The following is a 19,267-nucleotide window of genomic DNA, read 5'->3' as shown; positions in this document are numbered from 1 at the left end:
CGGTTCCAAACCGTCAGGCCGCGTTAGCGACCTGAACCAGCCGCTTTGAGCGGCTCACATCGTAAAGCCCCCGGCTCTGCCGGGGGATACTTACTTTCTGTATTGGAGGATATGATGAAGGCGCTGCGTTTTCATGGCAAAGGCGATCTGCGGATCGAAAGCTTGCCGGAACCGGGAGAGCCCGGCCCCGGGCAAGTGCGCATACGCAATCGCTACTGCGGCATCTGCGGGACCGATGTGCATGAATACACGGGCGGCCCGGTATTCATCTGCACCCACCCGCACCCCTATACCGGGGCGCACGGCCCGCAGATTCTGGGGCATGAGTTCGCCGGCACCGTGGAAGCCATTGGAGACGGCGTAACCAGCGTGGCGGTCGGCGACCGGGTCTCGGTTCAGCCCCTGGTGATGCCCCGGACGGGGGAATACTTTGCCGATCGCGGCTTTCATCATCTGAGCAGTCTTGTGGCGGTGATCGGCCTGTCGCACCAGTCCGGCGGGCTGGCCGAACATGCGATCGTGAACGACTATAATGTCGCCAAGGTCCCTGATGCCCTGAGCGATGAAGAAGCAGCGATGGTGGAACCAGCGGCGGTGGCGTCATGGGTGATCGGCTCGGAACGAGGCGGTCAATGAGCCGGCACGAGTCTTCCCGATCTGTCGGCTCCAACCTTATCCTTCGGGCATCGGCGATGTTTCGACGTGCTGGCGGACCAGCTGACTGCGCTTCACGCGCCAGCCTTCCGCGGTGCGGACATAGTCCTCGTAATAGTAGCCATGTCCGCTGATTATCAATTCCTTGCCGCCGAAGGTCCCACGCACGAAGTCGGACATCGGCCATGCCGCAGAGGCGGTATCGGCCCCGGTTATGGTGACTTCGGGTGCATGCAGCCGATGGACGGTTTTGGCATTGGCAAGCGACTTCGAGACCTTCTCGACCGCACGGTCACGGCCATCGATCGGGCCGCCATCGAGGTCGAGATGACAGTCCTCGGTGAACAGGCGGGACCAGGCGTCCCAGTCCTGGGTGTCGACAAGTCGCACGTATTCGGCTTTCAGTTGCTTTATCGCCTCGATATCGGTGAGCCGCTGCAATTGGTCGGCGATATCCTGTAGTTGCATAGAAGCCATCGATACATCTCCCATCGTCGTTCTCGCATGCAGGCCAGGCGCTGGGCATGCACTTCCAGTCCCTGCCGCTCATCCTCTGTTTTCTAGGAGGATTGATCCGCCATCAGCGCGCTTCGGCTCGGGGGTGGAAGCGCCTCGCGGACCAGCACCGTGCGATTGATCCGCCATCCCTGGCCGGTACGCAGATAGCTGTCCTCATAGTGACCACGGCCCCATTCGATCACGTGCTCGCCATTGGCGGTCCACGAGGTGTAGTCGCTGAGGGCCCAGATCGCTGTTGCGGTGTGAGGCCCGATGATGGTGATATCCGGCATGTGAACCTGATGGATCGTCTTGGCCGTGCCATAGGCGCGCTTCACGGCCGCCACGATGTTGTCGCGCCCGATCCAGGTCCCAAGGTCAGTAGTCGACAGATAGCAATCCTCGGTGAAGCAGGCGTTCCCCCATTCTTCGAAGCGATGGGCATCGATGAGCCGGATATAGCGATATTTCAGCTTCTTGATTTCCTCGATATCGGCGAGGCATTGCAACTGGGCCGCGAAGGGTTCCTGCAGGCTGGACATAGGCGATAACCTCTCCCCCCGTCTTCTGCGGCGTCTCGTATCGATGGGGCCGCCGGTTTGCCGCAAAGCTTGATCTGCGGAACAATTCGTACAAATGCTTTAATTAGTTGTGCCGGGGATCGTCAAGCACTATCGCCTTGTTTCCGCTTCAGAACACTCGGAGGATATGTTCCTGACATCGCAGTTGACGCGATATTTCATCGCAATATAGTGACGATCGAAGACTATGACCTTCAATGATGGATGGGTTGTCGCAAACGTGCCGGGGCAAAATCGAAGTGCCAAGCCTTCATCATTGGTGAATTCTGGCGACAAACGTCACGCCAGGGGTCAATTGACGCGTGAACTCATACTTTCGAAAGCAGAAAGACTTTACTCTGAATTCGGGATATCGGCGGTTTCATTACGTGATATCGCTACGGCTGCGGGGCAAAAGAACAATGCCGCGGTCCATTATCACTTTGGCGGAAAGGATAACCTCGTCAAAGAGATCGTCCTTTATCGGATAGAATCCATAAAGATGAGTGCCAAGGAAGTTTTTCCAAAGCTTCTCCATGGCAAAAACTCGCCTCAGGTGGTGGATTATGTCAGCGCTTTCGTTCTTCCTTTCGAGAGCATTATCCAGGGCGAAAATTTTTATCTGCCGTTCCTGTCGCGGTACATCTCGGAGGCGGGCGGTATGTCCAGTCTCATGGAAGCGGCGGCTTCGAGCGGTCTGGACGATCTGAAAATCGGGCTTGGCAAGGCCTTGCCCGACTATCCCCAATCGACGATCGACGAACGTTGGGAGATATTCGGAGTGAGCGTGATCCATTCGCTCGCGATGTACCAGACCGCGCAGCGGGCGGGCACGCTGATGGCGCCGCTCGATCATTTGCTGGACGATCTCGTGCGATATCATACCGCCGGCCTCATGGCCCCGCTGAGTTCGGTGCGGAAGTTGCCCCGCACAGCCGGGAAACCTTCGGCACCTGCCCGCGCGACGAAGGTTCGCGCAACCAGGACGAGCAAGCCCGGCACGGTCGGCCCCACGGCCTGAGAACGATTTTATTCCCTTCGCCGTTCCACCCGCCAATGGTTCGGTATTCCTCGAAGCCGGCTCGGGGATGTTCTGCATCACCAGTCGATGCTTGATCCGCCAGCCGGCCGCCGTGCGGACCACCAGGTCGTCGTAGTCGCCAAGCCGAACGCTTTTGTCCGATGGAATATGGCCAAGCCACTTCCGGATCTCGCCGTCCTTCTCATGGACCCAGATATTGGCCGTATTGTGCGTCGAGGGCTGATACCAAGACTCATCTTCCCCCTTTCGTCGTTGCGAGGGGGGCGAAGCCGCCGAAGCAATCCAGGGCAACGCAAAATCGCCCTGGCCAATCCCCTGGATTGCCGCACCGCCTTGGGCGGCTCGCCATGACGAAGACAAGGGGACACCAGAGTTCCCTTCAAAGACTTGGCATGAATCGGCTGGCAGCGATCGAGATGCGCGCAGATTGCATCGATTCCTTCCGCTTGGCTGCCGCCAGAGCCGCGCGTGATGATCGCTTCTCCTCCAGTGAAGAGAGGTTGTCAGTCGCCAAAGCGCTTATAAGTGGCTTTGAACGTCGGCGCGGTCGCCGCTTCAACCATGTAGGCCGGCACCAGCGTCTTGCGAAGCGTGCGGGCCGGAGCGTCCGCCCTCAGATCGGGCCGGGCGTGCTGTATGGCCAGATTGTCCCAGACCACCAGATCGCCTTGCCGCCAATTGTAAGTGAACACGTTCTGCTCGGCGTACATGTGATCGAACAACGCGTTGAGAAGCGGTTCACTCTCGTGATGGTCGAATCCTTCGATATGATGCGTCAGCTGCGGAGAAACATAGAGCACGGTCTGCCCGGTGCGCGGGTGGGGATAGGCGATCGGCAGGCGCAGCCGCTGCTTCGATCCGAAATCAACGACCATTACGTCGTCAGATACATAAGTATCCCGCTGATCCGTCGCGTCCGAACAGTGAATGGCGAACCGCCCCTGGACGCGCGCCCGAAGCCCTTCTGGCAGCGTATTCCAGGCATGCGCGATACTCACGAACATGGTCGGGATCGCGCCAGGCTCGACGACCTTGCCAAACAGCGAGATCGCCTTGCAGCCATCCTCTTCCCACATCGTATCACTGTGGAACATCAGTCGGCCAAGCGGAACCGCGGCGATCTTCTCGACATTGGAAACCTGGTGCAGCTCGTCGACGTGCAGGGCATCGGGATCGATCGTCCGCTCATCGACCAACTGCTCCGCCAGATAAGTCTGGAAGCGGGCATCGGGATTGAGGTTGGGAAAGACCAGCAGGCCGCGTTCCCTGAACAGCCCCCGCAGCTGCCTCACCACCGCCGGATCAAGCGGCGCGACCGGATCCAGCCCGGTTATCTCAGCGCCGAATTCGGGCCTCAAGTTGCGAACCTGAAGATCAGTCACGACGCCTCTCCAAAATTAGGTCAATTGCTTTACTATATCGCTGCGAGGCGTTTTGTAAAGTCCCCGCCCGGGCCGGATTCCGGTTCGGCTCGCGTGCATGGGTACGGGGCAGGGCCCGCTCTGCGCATCGCGCAAATCGGTTGGATAATGCAACTCCGAACGGCATTGTTGGGCAAATGGGCCAACGGTTAGCCTTCCGGCTTTGCATGTGGTCGGTTAAGCGATGCGTCGAGTTTTGGGACTTCCAAGCGTCCGCGCAAGCGATGGGCCTCGCCCGGAGCAATGGACCGGCATGGCCTGGGACTACCTGATCCAGCGATCATCGTGTCGCTGGCAATGACCGCCTATGCAGTGGTAGCCGCCTTGGAACGAGAACGCTGCGATGGCGTGCCAAAATGTCGCTCATGCTCATGGTTCCAGCACCTGGAATGGGCATGGCTGAGGTGGTCCGCACCACCGCCAGGCAGCGCTCAGCCGACGGCGGCGACCCACCTGAATCCGAAATCCCCATAGCTCACGCCCAGACACACCGCGGGTCGTACACGTTCGGGTTTAGTACGCCTCACGGCGCCCGAAACCCTTCGACAAAGCGGCCATTCCGGCTTTCAATTCCGCGTCCTGATAGCCGCCTTGCGATTGACTGCCCGCTTAGATGGAGGCTCCTTCGTCTTCACCTCACGGCGGCGAATTGCGGTTATCTTTTGTGCAGAGGCATCAACGAAATGACTATGGTTTGCCAGCGATGACGGCATGTCCCGGCTGATCGGGACTCCCTTGCCATGCATAACCAGCCAGACCGGCGATCAGGAAGGCCACGGCCATCTCCAACGCGGCGCGCGGCAGGCGTCCGCTGGCGAGTAGTGCGAGAAGCGAAAGTCCGGCGAGGCCTATGGCGAAGAACCAGCCCATCTCAACGCTTCCTGTGGACCAAGCGCCGCGAGGCCAGCCAGGAGCCGGCCAGAACTGCGAGAAGGGGGATCAGCCACAACGGCGCCGTGGCGGGTTTCACCTGTGGCTGGAAGCTGATCCAGTCGCCATAGCGATTGACCAGCCAGGCGCGCACCTGCTCGGGGCTGTCGCCGGCAGCGATCCGTTCCCGCACCAGTCGCCGCATATCGCCGGCCAGCCCGGCATTGCTGCCCGATATGGGCTGCCCCTGACAGACGACGCAGCGCAGCGAATCCATGAGTTGCACCGCCTTGGCTTCCTGTTGCGGATCGGGAAGGGACTCGTCTGCGTAGTCCAGCCCCGCAACCGGTGTCGCAGCCAGCAGCATGAGAGTCGCCAGGCTAGCGCTGATGCGGTTCATGGCCGGATTCCCAGTTTGGCCAGCAAGGTGGGCATGTCGGCTTCCGTCACGGCACCGATCTGCTGGTGGACGATGCGGCCTTGACCATCCACCACGAAGGTTTCTGGAACGCCGGTTGATCCGAGCGCCATCTGGGCTCTGCCGTCGATGTCCAGTCCGACCGAAGCGTAGGGATTTCCGTTTTCGGCGAGAAATCGGGCAAGGTCGGCTTGGGTGTCGTGGACTGCTACGCCATCGATCTGTGCTCCTGCGGCTTTGAGGCGCATCAGCATTTGTCCCTCCTGGGCGCAGGGTACACACCAACTGGCGAAGACATTCAGGAGGCGGGGTTTTCCTCCGTGAAACTGTGCGGCGCGCGGCGCGCCTTGCCCCTGCATGGCCGTGCGCGTTTCGAAGTCGGGCAGCGCTTGTCCGACCATCTTCGAAGCGATCACGTGGTCGTCCGGATGGTGCAGGCCGGCCCAGAATGCGGCGAACAACACGGCGCCAAGGGCAAAGGGAAGCCATAGCAGCAGTCTGCGGATCATGCCGCTTTCCTCGCGCCCGGGCGCCACTGCGTCCGCTGGCCCAGGACATCCCGGCGTACCCGCCCGAGCAGCGAAAGGGCACCACCGGCGGCTATCAAGGCTCCTCCGAGCCAGATCAGGGTTACCCACGGCTTCCACCACATCCTGATCAGCCAACGCTCGCCGTCGCCTTGCTCGCCGACCACTAGGTAGAGTTGCCCATTCCAGAAGGTGTCGATCGCGGCGTGGTTGGTCTGCATTGGCGGGTCGGTGAACTGCCGCAGTTGCGGAAGCATCGTGAACGGCGTGCTTCCTTCCTTCCTCACCGACAGCGTCGCTTCGAGGGCAGTGTAATTGGGCCCCGGCACCTGGTGCACGCCGGTAAGGGTGACGGACCAAGGACCAACCTCGCGCGTTTCTCCGGGCGCTATGGCCACCATGTTCTCCTTGGTGAAGGCGCTGTCGCAAGCCATGCCCGCGATCGCGATGGCGCAGCCCATGTGGGCCATGACCATGCCCCAGGTGAAGAGCGGTGTACGGTCCAGCTTGCGCTTCCAAAGCGGTGCGAGGCTGCCCACGGCCACTACGGCGGCCACGATCAGGCCAAGCAGGGGGAAAACGCTGATGCTGCCACCCAGCAGCGCCAATGCCAGAAGTGCTGCGGCTCCCGCGAACAGCGGACCCGCCATGCGCTCCAGCAGCAGACGCGGCCGATCGCTGCGCCACCGTAGCAAGGGCCCGGCGGCGAGCAGGACGAGCATGGCGATTGCCAGGGGGCCGGCCGTCGCGTTGAAGTAAGGTGCGCCGACCGAGATCTTTTCACCCGTCGTGCCTTCCAGGACGAGCGGGTAGAGCGTTCCTGCCAGGACGATGACAAGGATCACCGTCAGCAACAGGTTGTTGATGACAAGCGCTGCTTCGCGGCTGACCAATTCGAAGCGGTTGCCTTCGGTTACCGTGCCGATGCGCAGGGCGAACAGGGCGAGCGCACCGCCGATGTAAATGGCCAACAGGGCAAGAATGAAGATGCCGCGCTCGGGGTCGACGGCAAAGCTGTGCACGCTCGTCAGGATTCCGGAGCGCACCAGGAAAGTGCCGACCATCGACATTGAAAAGGCCAGCACCGAAAGCATGATGGTCCAGGCGCGCAGCCCATCGCGCGTGGCAAGGACGCTGACCGAATGAAGCAGCGCTGTCGCTGCCAGCCAGGGCATCAGGCTGGCATTTTCCACCGGGTCCCAGAACCACCAGCCGCCCCACCCGAGGGTGTAGTACGCCCAGTAGGAGCCCGCGGTAATGCCGATGGTCAGGAATATCCATGCGCCCAGGATCCAGGGACGCATGGCGCGGGCGAAGTCAGGCCCGACGTTGCGGGTGACCAATGCGCCCACAGCGAAGGAGAAGGCCGCCGACATGCCGACATAGCCGGCATAGAGCGTGGGCGGATGGAACGCCAGGCCGGGATCTTGCAGCAGGGGATTGAGGCCTTGGCCTTCTTCCACGCCCGTGATCCTGGCAAAGGGGTTCGATGCGAACAGCAGGAAGGCATAGAAGCCGAGCGCAATGCACGCCTGCGCCGCCAGCGTCGCAACACGCGTATCCTCCCGCAGGCGCCGTTCAAACATGGCAATGGTGGCTCCGGCGATGCCGAGGATGGTCACCCACAGCAGCATCGAGCCCTCGTGGTTGCCCCAGGCGCCGGCGACCTTGTATAGCATCGGCTTGGCCGAGTGGCTGTTTGCCGCCACCAACAGCACCGACATGTCCGAGCGTGCAAACACGGCGATGAGGCAGCCGAAGGCGATGGTCACCAGCAGTGCCTGCACCAGCGTCACGGGAGCGATTGCAGAACGCAGCTGATGCCGCCCGCGCGTGAGCGCCAGTACGCCCAGCGAAACCTGCAGCAGGGCCATGGCGGCGGCGAGCCAGAGCGCCGCCAAGCCAGCTTCCGCGATCATGTGGGATATGCCCGAACAATCATGCTTCAGAAGTCCAGGCGATAGCCTGCGGTCAGGACGACGCCTGACTCGGTGATCGTGGTTTGCGCGCCGGCAATCGCGTCACGCTGCCGCGAGAAGTTGCCGCCGATTTCCACTTCCACTTCCGAGTGGCGCATCGGGTACCAGTTGATCCGCAGCGTCGGCTGGAACTGATGGAAGTCGCTGGAGAACAGCTTGTCCGTTCGCTTGCCGTAGCGCACGCGCGGATTGAGGCGGAACTTGCTGGTAACCGGCACGCGGGCGTTGAAGTCGGCCGTCCAGGTGCGCGAGCGCTGGGTGTCCGAATAACGCCCGGACAGGATGTAGATGTCGCTGCTCCAGAACAGGCCGCTGCCGACGAGCTGCGCGCCGTAGTAATATTCCGTGCCTACCGAGGGCAACCCCATCACCGCCTCGGTGCCCGCGCTTGCAGGGGTTGCAGGGGTGCCGCCGGTGTTGGTCACGGTGAAGTCGAGATTGGCCTGCAATTTCTGCGAAATCGGCCGCGAGTAGGACGCGGTAAGTGATTTCGTCACCAGCGTGCGATCGTCGGCCAACTGGTAGATCTGCCCGTCGGTAAAGAACGGCCGCAGCCCACGCAGATCGGTGATGGGCTGCAGCGTCGCGGAATCGAGTTGGCCGATTAGGGCATTGCTGGTGGTGAGCAGCGGAGACTGCCGGTAATCGGCCGTGATGCTGAGGTTGGAATTGTCCGGGAAGGCGTAGTTGAGGGTGAGCAGGCCGAGGTTCAGCTTGCTGTACTTCACATCGTAGTCGACGATCGTGAAAGCGTTGAACCGCTTGAGCAGGACGCGCCCCTCGAAGCCCAGGGCCTGGCGATCGATGAATCCACCCCTCGTGCGCTGGTCGAACCAGTAGAACGTGGTCTGGACGGGACTGCGCTTGCTGCCGATGTCCACGCTTGCGCCATAGAAATAGCGGTCCTTTAGCACGTGTGTCTGGCGCGATGTCAGCACCGGGAAGCCGGTCACCAGATTAACGCGTACGCGGGGCTTTACCTGCCAACCGAGCAGCAGCCCGTCGAAGCGCCCAAGGACGCCCGAGGAATTGCGCGTCTGACGACCCAGCCGCGCCGAGAGATTGGCCGTACGGTCTGAGTAATCGGCGTAGAGGGCGGTAAGCGTATCGATGTCGTTGCCGCCCTTGCGGAAGTTCCAGGTGTAGGACCCGGCTGCCCTCAGTTCGACCTGACGCTGGTCGTTGCCGCCCGAGACGGTGACATCGCCCGAGGTGAGCAGCTGGTTGAGGTTGACCGAGTTATCGACCTCGGCACCCACTTCGGGACGCGAGGCATCGAGGAACTTGGTGGTGCTCTGGTCGCGGAAATAGAATTGCGAGAAACTGCCGCGCACGCCCCAGGTCCAGGCCGCGGCGGAACCGGGGCCACTGCTGGCCTGACGCAATTGTTCGGGCGCGCCTTGCGGACCGGCAAGCGCAGCGAGGCGCTGGCGCACTCGATCGGTGGCCTCGCCGCTGGGATAGCGACGCAGGTATTCTTGATATTCGGCCTGCGCCTGTGCAGCCTGCCCCTTGCGTTCGCGGGTAAGGCCCAGGAGTTCGAGTGCCCGCGGCGTGTTGGGGTTCTCGGGCTTGGCCAGCGCATTGGTGAGGAGTTGGACGGCGCGATCGTTGTTCGCATCGCGGATGGCGATTTCGGCATCGGCGATGAGCTGGGCCGTCGCAGCGGTGTCGGCCTCGCTGCCGGCGGGCTGGGACGTTTGGGCGGCAGGCGTGGCCGCGCCGTCGTCAATCCGGCTGGCGACGCCCTGGGCGCGTTCCTCTGCCGTCACCTTCACGACGAACGCGTCCGGAAATTGCACGGCAAGGCGGGCTCGTTCGACTTCGGCCTCCTCGCGGGTGGCGAAGAAGCCCTCGCGCAGACGGTGCCATTGCTGGGAGTCGCGTTCAAAAAGGGTCTCGTAGACGACATGACCCTGTAGCTGGGCAGCCAGCTTTTCGTCGAGCGAGCCGATCGCTTCCGGTCTCGACAGCACGTTTACCACGTAGAGCCCCTGCGGAATGGCGAGGCCCATGACGGAGGGGGGAGGTCCGTTTCTGGTTTCGCACTTCGCCCCGCTGCCCGGATCGCTCAGTCGGATCACCAGGGTTTGCGGGTCACGACCGGCTTCCGCCTCGAAATGCATGTCGCGGGTGAAGTAGAGCGAAAGGACCGGCCCGGAGGGATTGTCGCCCTCGTACGCGATCGAGCGCAGCGCCGGCACGCTGGCGGGAGTGCGCAGCGATTCCCGCAGGAGGCTGGCGCTCGATGGGTCGAGCGGGCGTACCCGGACATGCAACTCCTGCCCTGCCGTCGTCGGGAAGTAGCTGAGCATCTGCACGCGAATGTTGAACGTGATCGTCAGCGTCGAGCATGAGCCGACATTGTCCACCTTCACGTCCGACAGCGTGCGGTCGGCAACGGCCTGCCCGTATGCCGGTGCGGGCAGGCCACTGCCCGCTAAGGTTGCGATGGCCAAGGCTGCCAGCGCGCCGCCGGCTTCGAAATTCTTTCTGCTCAAGACTGTCCCCGCTCCCTCAAAGGTATTCTAACGATCCCACGTCCGCGTCGAGTGGCAGCTCCCGCAGTCGCTCGTGGTGGTGGGGTGGTCGCGCGCCGGCTTGCCTTCGGCGATCCGGCCGTTGTGGCAGGAATCGCAGCGGCCCAGCGCATCGCTGTGACTAATGGTGATCTGCGTCCACGAAGACGTGGTGCGATGGCAGTTCTCGCAGACATTGGTCGTCTGCGGGTGCGTCGCCGACTTCGCGGTGGCGGTAGTGCCATTGTGGCAGGTGGCGCAGTTCCCGGTGATGTTCGTGTGACTGAAGGTGGCCGGTATCCATGCGCTGGTGCGGTGGCAGTCACTGCATTCCGCGCTTGTCGGCAGGTGCGTGGCTGGCTTACCCGTTGCCTGCACATTGTTGTGACAGGACGAGCAGGTGCCGAGCGCCTGGGTATGATCCATCCGCACGTTCTGCCAGTTCGTGGTCACGTGGCAGTAGTCGCAAAGGTCGGTAGAGCGGATGTGACTGGCAGGCTTGCCAGGTGCCGCAGTGCCGTTGTGACAACTTGCGCATGTGCCCAGCGCGTCGGCGTGGTTGAATGTCGCGGGACTCCAGGCGGTCGTCCTGTGGCAATCCTCGCACGTCGCGGTGGTGCTGAGATGCGTCGCGGACTTGCCGGTAGCCGTCGTGCCGTTGTGGCAGGAGGCGCAGTTGCCCGTCACGCCGGCGTGGCTGAACGAGGCTGGGGTCCAGGCGCTCGTGCGATGGCAGTCGGAACACTCGGCACTGGTGCTGATGTGCGTCGCCGGCTTGCCCTCGGCCTTGGTGCCGTTGTGGCAGCTCGAGCAGGTGCCGAGCACGTCGTTGTGGTTGACGGTACGCACCGGGGACCATGCGGTAGTCGAGTGGCAATCTTCGCAAACGGCAGTCGTGGAAATGTGGGCGGCGCTCTTGCCGGTAGCGATCGTACCATTGTGGCAGGAGGCGCAGTTCCCGGTCACATTGGCATGGCTGAACGTCGCTGGCGTCCAGGCGCTGGTTCGATGGCAGTCGGAGCATTCGGCACTGGTGCTGATGTGCGTCGCCGGCTTGCCCTCGGCCTTGGTGCCGTTGTGGCAGTTCGAGCAAGTGCCGAGCACGTCGTTGTGATTGACGATGCGCACCGGGGACCATGCGGTGGTCGAGTGGCAATCTTCGCAAACGGCAGTCGTGGAAATGTGCGTCGCGCTCTTGCCGGTCGCGCTGGTGCCATTGTGGCACGACGCACAGTTGCCGGAAATGCTGGCGTGCGAGAAGGTCGCTGGCGTCCACCCGCTCGTCTTGTGGCAATCGCTGCACGCGGCGCTGGTGGCGATGTGACCTGCCGGTTTGCCGGGCGCTTTCGTTCCATTGTGGCAGCTGGAACACGTGGCAGTCGTTTCGGCATGGTCAAAGCTGGCCGGCGTCCAGGCGCCGATACGGTGGCAGCTCTCGCAGCGGTTCGTCGTAGTCAGATGGTTGGCCGGTTTGCCGCTGGCATTGCTGCCGTTGTGGCACGAGGCGCAGTTGCCGCTCACCCCCGAATGGTCGAAGCGAGCGCCGGTCCAGGTGCTTGTGCGATGGCAGTTGCCGCAATCCTCGGACGTCGCGATGTGATTGGCCGGCTTTCCGGTCGCCTTCGTTCCGTTGTGGCAGCTGGCGCAACTGCCGGTGACAGTGCTGTGATCGAAGCGGACGTAGGACCAACTCGAGGTGATGTGACAGCTCGCGCAGTCGGCGCTGGTGGCTATGTGGTCGGCGGGCTTGCCAATCGACGGCATGCCGTTGTGGCAGGAACTGCAATTCGTGGTGACCGTCGCATGATCGAACCGCGCTATCTGCCACTGCCGCGTGGTGTGACAGGAATCGCAGGCCGCCTGCGTGCGCATGTGGTTTGCCGGTTTGCCTGAAGCCCGCACGGCATTGTGGCAATCGGCGCAGACCTTCGGCGTCGCCTTGAAGTGGCCGTCTGTATGGCAGGATTCGCAGGGGATCGAGGCATGGGCGCCGGTGAGGGGAAAGCCGGTGCTGAAATGGTCGAAACTCGCAGGTCGCCGCGCTGGGCTGCCGGCCTCGGTGGCCTGAGGCATGGCCAGCAGCGCCAAAACGGCGATCAGGATCGTCCATAGACGCTTCCCGAGCATTGTTCGACACTCCCTCCGCCACACGCGACCTTCCGGTGGCTCGCAGAGCGAACACCGTTGCTGCCAGCCTAAAACATGGCGGATTCAGCGATGGTATAAGGAGGTGCACCTTCCATCGCTGCCTATCCTCGCTTCGCCGGAATTCGGCGTGGATTGCAAGGTTGGCGTCAGGTTGGCCCGGCCATCCGTTAATGTGCGGCGTTCATCACAATGTCACGAAATCCGCTGGTCACATGACAACGCTCGCAGTCGGTCCCGAAGCCGCCGCGATGGCGGTCGTCGCGCTGATGGCAATCGACGCATTGGGTTCCGGCCTTTGCCGGGTCCCCGGGGCGGGCGTGACAGGCAGAGCAGATGAGCCCCTTGTGCTGTCCGGTCAGTGCAAATCCGGTTCGTCGGTCATGGTCGAACGACCAAGCCTTCCAGTCGACCGAGTTATGGCAATCGCGGCACTTCGCCGGGGAACCGAGAGTGCCCGCATGGTGATCGTCCTGATGACAGGCCGCACATTCAATGCCCTTTGTCCCGAACGACTTGTCGATGTGACAGTCGGCACATTTTGCCGATGCATGCTTGCCCAGCAGTGGGAAGCGGCTCAGCGCGTGGTCGAACCGCACGTTGGCCTGCCACGAAATGCTGTCGTGGCAACGCGCGCAGCCTGAGCCCAGCTTGCCAGCGTGTGCGTCGTCCTTGGCATGGCATGACCCACATTCAGTCGAAAGCTTGAATTTTTCTAGCGGTGCTGTGTGGCAGGTCTCGCACCTGGCCTTGGCATGGGCGCCGATTAGCGGAAAGCGCGTCATCGAACCGTGGTTGAAGTCAACGATCTTCCATGCCGTTTCCTTGTGGCAACGCGCACAGTCCTGGCCGTTTGCGCCCTTGTGCGGATCGTCCGCGGCGTGGCAGCCGAAGCAGGTGACGGGAGGCTTCGCGACTTTCGGCGGCTGCTTGTGGCATCCGGCGCACGCAGCAAGGCGATGGGCGCCTTTCAACGGGAATCGGGTCATCACATCGTGATCGAAACGAACCTGCCGCCAGCCCGCCGGGACATGACATGCAGCGCAATCGGCGCCGTTTTGCCCCTTATGCGCATCGTCCTTGGCATGGCATGTCGCGCAGATGCGGGAAGGGTGCTTCTGCACATTGCCCGGGCCGTGGCAGCCGGCGCAACTCGCGGCAGCATGCGCACCCAGTAGCGGGAACCCGGTGCTGGCATGATCAAACGTCGTGGATTTCCAGGAGGTCGTGCGGTGGCACGAGGCGCAGTCGGGACCTCGGCTACCCCGATGGACATCGTTCTTGGCATGGCAGGATAAGCAGGTCGTTCCGAGCCCCTTCCACCGCTGCCCTGCATGGCAGGTCATGCAGGCCGCCTGCGCGTGCGCTCCAGTCAGCGAGAAACGGGTACGGGCATGATTGAAGCCTGTCACCGGCTTCCAGGCGGCGGTGGAGTGGCAGTTCTGGCACGCACGGCCCAGTTGTCCGGCATGCGGATCCTTCTTGGCATGACAGCCTGCGCAGGCGTTGGGAATGCCCCGGTAGTTGTTGCCCGGCCCATGGCAGGCGGCGCAGGTTGTCCTGGCGTGGGCACCGGTGAGTGCGAAATCGGTGAGCCCGTGATCGAAGCCCTGCCGGCTCAAGCGGATCAACCCCGTGGCGCGGCCCTTGTGTTCGCTATGACACGCCTTGCAATCCTGTGTTCTTGCAGGCGTGTACTTGCCATGAAAGCGCGTGCGGCTGGCAATGTCGCCTGCGACGGGCTTGTGGCAGGCCAGGCACTTGCCACCCTGCGCCTCCTTGCGGAAGGAAGCGTGACAGGTGTCGCATTTGCTTTCCAGCTTGGCATGCGCACCGCTCAACGGCCCGGGCGTAATCAGTCGCTCGATGATGGACTGTGCCGCGACCGGTGCCGCGGTGGCGGCGATTACCAGACAAACGAGAATCCAGAACCGATGCATCAGTACATGTGCACCGCGACGATGTGCAGGATTGCCGCGGCGATGAGGACGATGAACAGCGGCAGGTGCAGCAGGTGCCACAGCCTGAGCAGGCGATCGTAGAACGCGAATTCGGCCGCCCGCCTTACCGCGCAGAAGTATTCGCGGACATCCCTTTGCACGCGCTTGCGAAGGTGGGCATCGCCAGCCGTCAACTTGCGGGCGAGACGCCATTGGGCGCTATGGGTTCTCAGCCCAAGGCCGACCACGGCCCATGCGCTGGACCAGAAGGCGCCGCCGGCACGCACTGCCTTGTCCTCGAAGAGTTGAAGCAGATCAAGGATGCGACCGCGGGGAACGCCCACAGCTTCAAGGTCATCGAGCAGCGCGTCCATGTCTTGCTGAAGGGTGCGGATTTCCAGCTTGCGATCCGAGTAGCCACGATGAACCCGTGAATAGAGAAACCGGCCGATGAGGCCGCTTCCCGCCACCACCACCATTGCGCCAAGCGCCACCGCGCTGTTCAAGGCGCCGAACGTGAAGCGCGAGTGGTACAGGATAGCCAACGGGCCGAGCAGGCCAAGCAGCATGTGGAAGCGGAACCAGAAGCCGACGGTCCCCATCGCCTTGAGCTTGACTGGCTGGCGTTTGCGCAGGGGATAGGCGAGCAGCACCAGCATCATGGTGCCGCCGATGATGCCCAACGCATAACCGAGGCCGCGTTCGGGATCGACCAGATCGTCGGCGCGATGGAGCCAGCCCCACGCGATGGCAATCAGTATGGCGCAGCCGACAAGTCCGGACACGCCGCGCTCCGTCGCGCGCGCGCGCAGTCCAGTTCGAGATGATCGCGAGGGTGAGATGTCTGTCCTGCTGGCCATGTTCTGCGTGGTCCGGGCAACCGTTTTGCCGCCACGTTGCTTAGCGCGGCGGGTCTGGAAATCAGGGCAATCCCGGCCACGGCTCATCGCGCTGCATACTCGGAGCGTCGCCGTTGGGCTCATTCTGTCAGGTTTACGTCAGGATCAGGATGTGGGGTGACTGCGGAATTTCGATAGCGCTGTCGTATGTACGAAAATGGCCGGGGGTCGGCCGGGACGAGGGGATCGAATGCTTGTACAATATGTGCTGACTGGCCTTGCCGGCCTGTCGGTTGGTGTGGCCGCTATGCGGGTGTGGCAAACGGGCCAAGTGTCAACCCCTGCAGAAGCCGGCGTCGCGCACGATGGCGATCCTTCGGGCGAGGCAGGACAGACACCCGCGTGGCTGTCGACGTGGACACATTCTTCGCGGCTTCTGCTCGCGGGAGCTGCCGTCCTGGTCGCGCTAGCAGGCGCCGTCATGCTCATTCGTTCGCCGGAAGACGCGACGACCGGTCCCGTCCTGAGGTCCCTCGCTCCTGCGGGGGCAGCGGCCGGGACACAGACGCTCGACGACGTCGACACCATGATTGGGCGACTGTCGCAGCGGCTGCAAGCGAACCCGAAGGACGGCGAGGGGTTCCGTATGCTGGGCTGGTCTTACGCGATGACCGGGCATCCCGAAAAGGCACTGCAGCCTTACCGGCGAGCGCTGGAACTGCTGCCGGACAATGCGCTTGTCCACTCCGGCTATGCCGAGGCTTTGACTGGGGTCGCAGGCGGCAAGGTCGATGCGCAGGCCAAGCGGGAATTCGAAAAGGCGCTTGCCCTTGATCCTGCCGAGCCCCGCACACGGTACTTTCTGGCGCTGTGGAAGGCGCAGAACGGTCAGGAGAAGTCGGCGCTGGAAGAATGGATCGCGCTGGCCAATTCGGGGCCAGCCGATGCATCCTGGCAGGGCGACGTGCGCCGCCAGATCACCCAGGTCGCTGCCAAACTGAAGGTCGATGTGACGGGCCGGTTGACGGCGCCCGCTGCGACAGCTCCATCGGTGAGCCAGCCGCAACCGGTCGACGCCGCTGCCATGCAGGCCGCGGCGGCACTGCCGCCCGGAGAGCGGCAGGCCATGATCGCAGGCATGGTCGAGGGGCTCGCCAAGCGATTGAAGGACAATCCGCAAGACGGGCAGGGTTGGGCCCGCCTGCTGCATTCGCGCATGGTGCTGGGGCAGGGCGAGCAGGCCGCGCAGGAGCTTGTCGCGGCCCGCAAGGCCTTGGCCCGTGATCCGGCTGGACTCGCGCAGGTCAACGATGCTGCATCCCAGTCCGGGGTGCCGGGGGCCTGATGCGCTTCGATCCCCTGCTGTTGGTTTACGCTCTTCCCTTGGTGGCTCTCTGGGGCTTCCATGTCGTCAACGCGCGCCGCAAGTCGCGCCAGGCGCGGGCCGTACTCGATGAAAACCGCGATGCAGGGCTGACGGAACCGCCCTCACTGCACCCCGTGATCGATCCTGCGATTTGCCTCGGGTGCGGGGCCTGCGCGCGCGCCTGTCCTGAAGAGAAGGTGCTGGGCATCGTGGACGGCAAGGCCATGCTGGTCGAGCCGACAGCGTGCATCGGCCACGGCGCCTGTCATGCGGCCTGCCCCACCGGAGCGATTTCCCTGGTGTTCGGCACGGCCACTCGCGGCGTCGACATCCCCGTGCTCAGTCCCCAGTTCGAGACAAGCGTGCCTGGCATATTCATTGCTGGCGAACTGGGCGGAATGGGCCTGATCCGCAATGCCATCGAGCAGGGGTGCCAGGCGGTCGATGCCGTTGCAGCCCGGTCGAAACGCTTCGAAAAGGCGGAAGGCGTGCTCGACCTGGTCATCGTGGGATGCGGCCCGGCCGGCATCGCGGCGAGCCTGGGCGCGATGAAGTATAGGCTGTCCTTCCTGACCGTCGAGCAGTCGAGCCTGGGCGGCACGGTGGCGCATTATCCCAGAGGCAAGGTGGTCATGACCTCGCCGGCGACCTTGCCCATTGTCGGGGACGTTCGCTTCGGGGAAGTCACCAAGGAACGACTGCTGTCTTTCTGGACCGACGTGCTTGATCGCACGGGCCTGGCCCCGCAGTTCGAGCAACGGGTGACGGCTATCCGGTCCGAGCAAGACCACTTCAGTGTCGAAACCTTGGGTGGAATCGTCCTGGCCCGATCGGTCCTCTTGGCGATCGGCCGACGCGGCACGCCTCGCGAACTGGGCGTGCCCGGCGAGGATCTCGATCACGTCGTCTACCGCCTGATCGATCCCGAGCAATATGCGGGAAAGCAGGTGCTGGTCGTCGGAGGCGGGGATTCCGCTCTGGAAGCCGCTGCCGAGCTTGCGGGCCAGCCAGGCACCCACGTTACGCTGTCCTATCGCGGTGGGGCCTATGCGCGGGCCCGGGCTCGCAACAGGGACAGAGTGCGGGCGCTGGTCGAGACCGGCCGGATTGTCGAAATGCTCGAAAGCGAAGTCCGCGCCATTTTTTTCGATCGCGTAGCAATCGATTGGGCAGGGCAAGTGACGGAATTGCCCTGCGATGCGGTGCTGATCTGCGCAGGCGGCCTCCTGCCCACCCAGTTTCTTCGCGACACCGGGATCGCCGTGGAAACCAAGTTCGGGACGGCGTGAAGCGATGGAGAGGGGAAAACTGCCGGTTCACGATCTCGACGGGGGACGACAATGCAAGTCGGACTGATCGGAGAGGACAAGGACAATGCCGCGTGGCTGGCAGAGCGCCTGACCCGCGCCGGCTTCAGGGTACGTTCGATCAATGGCCTGCAGAAGGCACTTCGCGGCGGCGCGACCGATGCGCTGGCTGCACTGGTCCTCGATCTCGCCGGCAACAGTCCGCCCGGAGCGGATTGCATTGCGGTGTTGCGCAGGGCGCGCGCCTCGCAGCCGCTGCTCGTGCTGAGTGCGCGCGGCGACTGGCGGGAGAAAGTCGCCTGCCTCGATGCCGGGGCCGACGACTATGCGATCAAGCCGGTTCGTTCGGAGGAGATCGTGGCCCGGCTTCACGCCATCATCCGGCGCGGAGCCGGTGCGCATTCCAATGTGCTAAAGCTGGGTGATCTTGCCCTTGATCTCAAGGCGCGCCGCGCATGGGTCGGGTCGCGCTGCCTAGACCTGACCAGAAACGAATTTCGCCTTCTCAGCCTGTTCCTGTTGCGATCCGATCAGACGCTCACGGGGCCGGAAATTCGCGATCATCTCTATGCGCCCGGCGCGCTTGTCAGCAGGAATGCGGTGGAGGTCCAGATCGCGCGGCTCCGCCGGAAGGTGGGCGAGGGCCGGATCAAGACTATCCGGGGCGTCGGCTACCGGTATCTCGCCCAGGACGAGCGAGCTCAAACTTCCGGGTGCTTGCTCGATCGGTGCTGCCGTGCTTCCGCGACGGGATGCGAACACGAGCAGGAATGCGTTCGCCTGTGCGGCCAGCAGACCGCGAACGGCTGAATGGCTTGTCGCACCGCTCTGCGTTGAAGCCGCCTGTCAAGATGAGGCCATTTTAGTCCGCCCAGTGCTTATGACGTGATAGCACCGGCGTCTGGTGTGGCGCCTGGCGGATCGCGCAGATTGGCGTGCTGACGCGCCCGGACCGCCGCGATCAAGGCGATGGGTGCCGCTATCCCGCGCGCCCTCCAATTTGCGCGTAAGCGGTAAAACTCCCCCACATTTTCAGATGCTCCCAGGTTGGTAATTTCGCCGCAAGGAACGGCGAGGTGACCAGTGTGTGATGAAACTGATTACGAAACGTGTATCGAAACGAGCGTACCGGCCCGTGCGGAACGGCTTGATGTGATCGAAACTGCCGGTGGCAAGCGCCGG

The 19,267-nt window shown here is 63.1% G+C and carries 16 protein-coding genes; 5 read left to right on the top strand and 11 right to left on the bottom strand.

The window, feature by feature from the left end; genetic code table 11:
- Positions 1–114 precede the first annotated feature (114 nt).
- A complete protein-coding gene (locus BM052_RS18340; protein WP_091149243.1) occupies positions 115–636 on the top strand; it encodes an alcohol dehydrogenase catalytic domain-containing protein in 522 nt (173 codons plus the stop codon).
- A 36-nt stretch (positions 637–672) separates the two neighbouring features.
- Here the strand turns inward: BM052_RS18340 and BM052_RS18335 are convergent, their stop codons facing one another.
- Both BM052_RS18335 and BM052_RS18330 read right to left on the bottom strand, forming a co-directional pair.
- Positions 673–1,131 carry a nuclear transport factor 2 family protein gene (locus tag BM052_RS18335; protein ID WP_255406254.1) on the bottom strand — a complete coding sequence of 153 codons (459 nt, stop codon included), beginning with the start codon at positions 1,129–1,131 and terminating at the stop codon, positions 673–675.
- Positions 1,132–1,214: 83 nt separating this feature from the next.
- Positions 1,215–1,694 carry a nuclear transport factor 2 family protein gene (locus tag BM052_RS18330; protein ID WP_091149239.1) on the bottom strand — a complete coding sequence of 160 codons (480 nt, stop codon included), beginning with the start codon at positions 1,692–1,694 and terminating at the stop codon, positions 1,215–1,217.
- A gap of 226 nt (positions 1,695–1,920) precedes the next feature.
- Between BM052_RS18330 and BM052_RS18325 the strand changes: the two genes are divergently transcribed.
- Positions 1,921–2,733 carry a TetR/AcrR family transcriptional regulator gene (locus BM052_RS18325; RefSeq protein WP_091149238.1) on the top strand — a complete coding sequence of 271 codons (813 nt, stop codon included), beginning with the start codon at positions 1,921–1,923 and terminating at the stop codon, positions 2,731–2,733.
- Between the two features lie 524 nt (positions 2,734–3,257).
- Here the strand turns inward: BM052_RS18325 and BM052_RS18320 are convergent.
- The 9 genes from BM052_RS18320 to BM052_RS18270 form a co-directional block, all read right to left on the bottom strand.
- The gene (locus BM052_RS18320; protein WP_091149236.1) at positions 3,258–4,136 is read right to left on the bottom strand and encodes a TauD/TfdA dioxygenase family protein; all 879 of its coding nucleotides are present in this window, start codon (positions 4,134–4,136) and stop codon (positions 3,258–3,260) included.
- A 726-nt stretch (positions 4,137–4,862) separates the two neighbouring features.
- A complete protein-coding gene (locus BM052_RS18315; RefSeq protein WP_091149234.1) occupies positions 4,863–5,045 on the bottom strand; it encodes a hypothetical protein in 183 nt (60 codons plus the stop codon).
- Between the two features lies 1 nt (position 5,046).
- The gene (locus BM052_RS18310; protein WP_091149232.1) at positions 5,047–5,445 is read right to left on the bottom strand and encodes a cytochrome c-type biogenesis protein; all 399 of its coding nucleotides are present in this window, start codon (positions 5,443–5,445) and stop codon (positions 5,047–5,049) included.
- Positions 5,442–5,972 (bottom strand): redoxin family protein, encoded by a 531-nt coding sequence (locus tag BM052_RS18305; RefSeq protein ID WP_091149242.1) that lies wholly within the window; start codon positions 5,970–5,972, stop codon positions 5,442–5,444. Before BM052_RS18305 ends, BM052_RS18310 begins: the two co-directional genes overlap by 4 nt.
- Entirely contained in the window at positions 5,969–7,909 is a 1,941-nt protein-coding gene (locus BM052_RS18300; RefSeq protein ID WP_091149231.1) for a heme lyase CcmF/NrfE family subunit, read from the bottom strand. Before BM052_RS18300 ends, BM052_RS18305 begins: the two co-directional genes overlap by 4 nt.
- Before the next feature lie 26 nt (positions 7,910–7,935).
- The gene (locus BM052_RS18295; protein WP_143084904.1) at positions 7,936–10,428 is read right to left on the bottom strand and encodes an SPOR domain-containing protein; all 2,493 of its coding nucleotides are present in this window, start codon (positions 10,426–10,428) and stop codon (positions 7,936–7,938) included.
- A gap of 69 nt (positions 10,429–10,497) precedes the next feature.
- Positions 10,498–12,615 carry a cytochrome C gene (locus BM052_RS20040; protein WP_177198563.1) on the bottom strand — a complete coding sequence of 706 codons (2,118 nt, stop codon included), beginning with the start codon at positions 12,613–12,615 and terminating at the stop codon, positions 10,498–10,500.
- Positions 12,616–12,803: 188 nt separating this feature from the next.
- Positions 12,804–14,573 (bottom strand): cytochrome c3 family protein, encoded by a 1,770-nt coding sequence (locus tag BM052_RS18275; protein WP_091149223.1) that lies wholly within the window; start codon positions 14,571–14,573, stop codon positions 12,804–12,806.
- Positions 14,573–15,520: a hypothetical protein gene (locus tag BM052_RS18270; protein ID WP_143084899.1), complete on the bottom strand. Its 948-nt coding sequence runs from the start codon at positions 15,518–15,520 to the stop codon at positions 14,573–14,575. The genes BM052_RS18275 and BM052_RS18270 overlap by 1 nt, the downstream gene beginning before the upstream one ends.
- 157 nt (positions 15,521–15,677) lie before the next feature.
- Between BM052_RS18270 and BM052_RS18265 the strand changes: the two genes are divergently transcribed.
- Genes BM052_RS18265 through BM052_RS18255 form a run of 3 tightly spaced genes read left to right on the top strand, consistent with a single transcriptional unit; the run spans position 15,678 to position 18,895 of the window.
- Positions 15,678–16,757, top strand: a complete 1,080-nt coding sequence (locus BM052_RS18265; protein ID WP_143084898.1) for a tetratricopeptide repeat protein — start codon at positions 15,678–15,680, stop codon at positions 16,755–16,757.
- Positions 16,757–18,067 carry an NAD(P)-binding domain-containing protein gene (locus BM052_RS18260; RefSeq protein ID WP_091149218.1) on the top strand — a complete coding sequence of 437 codons (1,311 nt, stop codon included), beginning with the start codon at positions 16,757–16,759 and terminating at the stop codon, positions 18,065–18,067. Before BM052_RS18265 ends, BM052_RS18260 begins: the two co-directional genes overlap by 1 nt.
- A gap of 51 nt (positions 18,068–18,118) precedes the next feature.
- The gene (locus BM052_RS18255) at positions 18,119–18,895 is read left to right on the top strand and encodes a response regulator transcription factor (RefSeq protein WP_091149216.1); all 777 of its coding nucleotides are present in this window, start codon (positions 18,119–18,121) and stop codon (positions 18,893–18,895) included.
- Positions 18,896–19,267: the final 372 nt, after the last annotated feature.

The organism is Novosphingobium sp. CF614 (assembly GCF_900113255.1).
Taxonomy (GTDB): Bacteria; Pseudomonadota; Alphaproteobacteria; order Sphingomonadales; family Sphingomonadaceae; genus Novosphingobium.
This window is presented reverse-complemented; position numbering and strand designations above follow the sequence as displayed.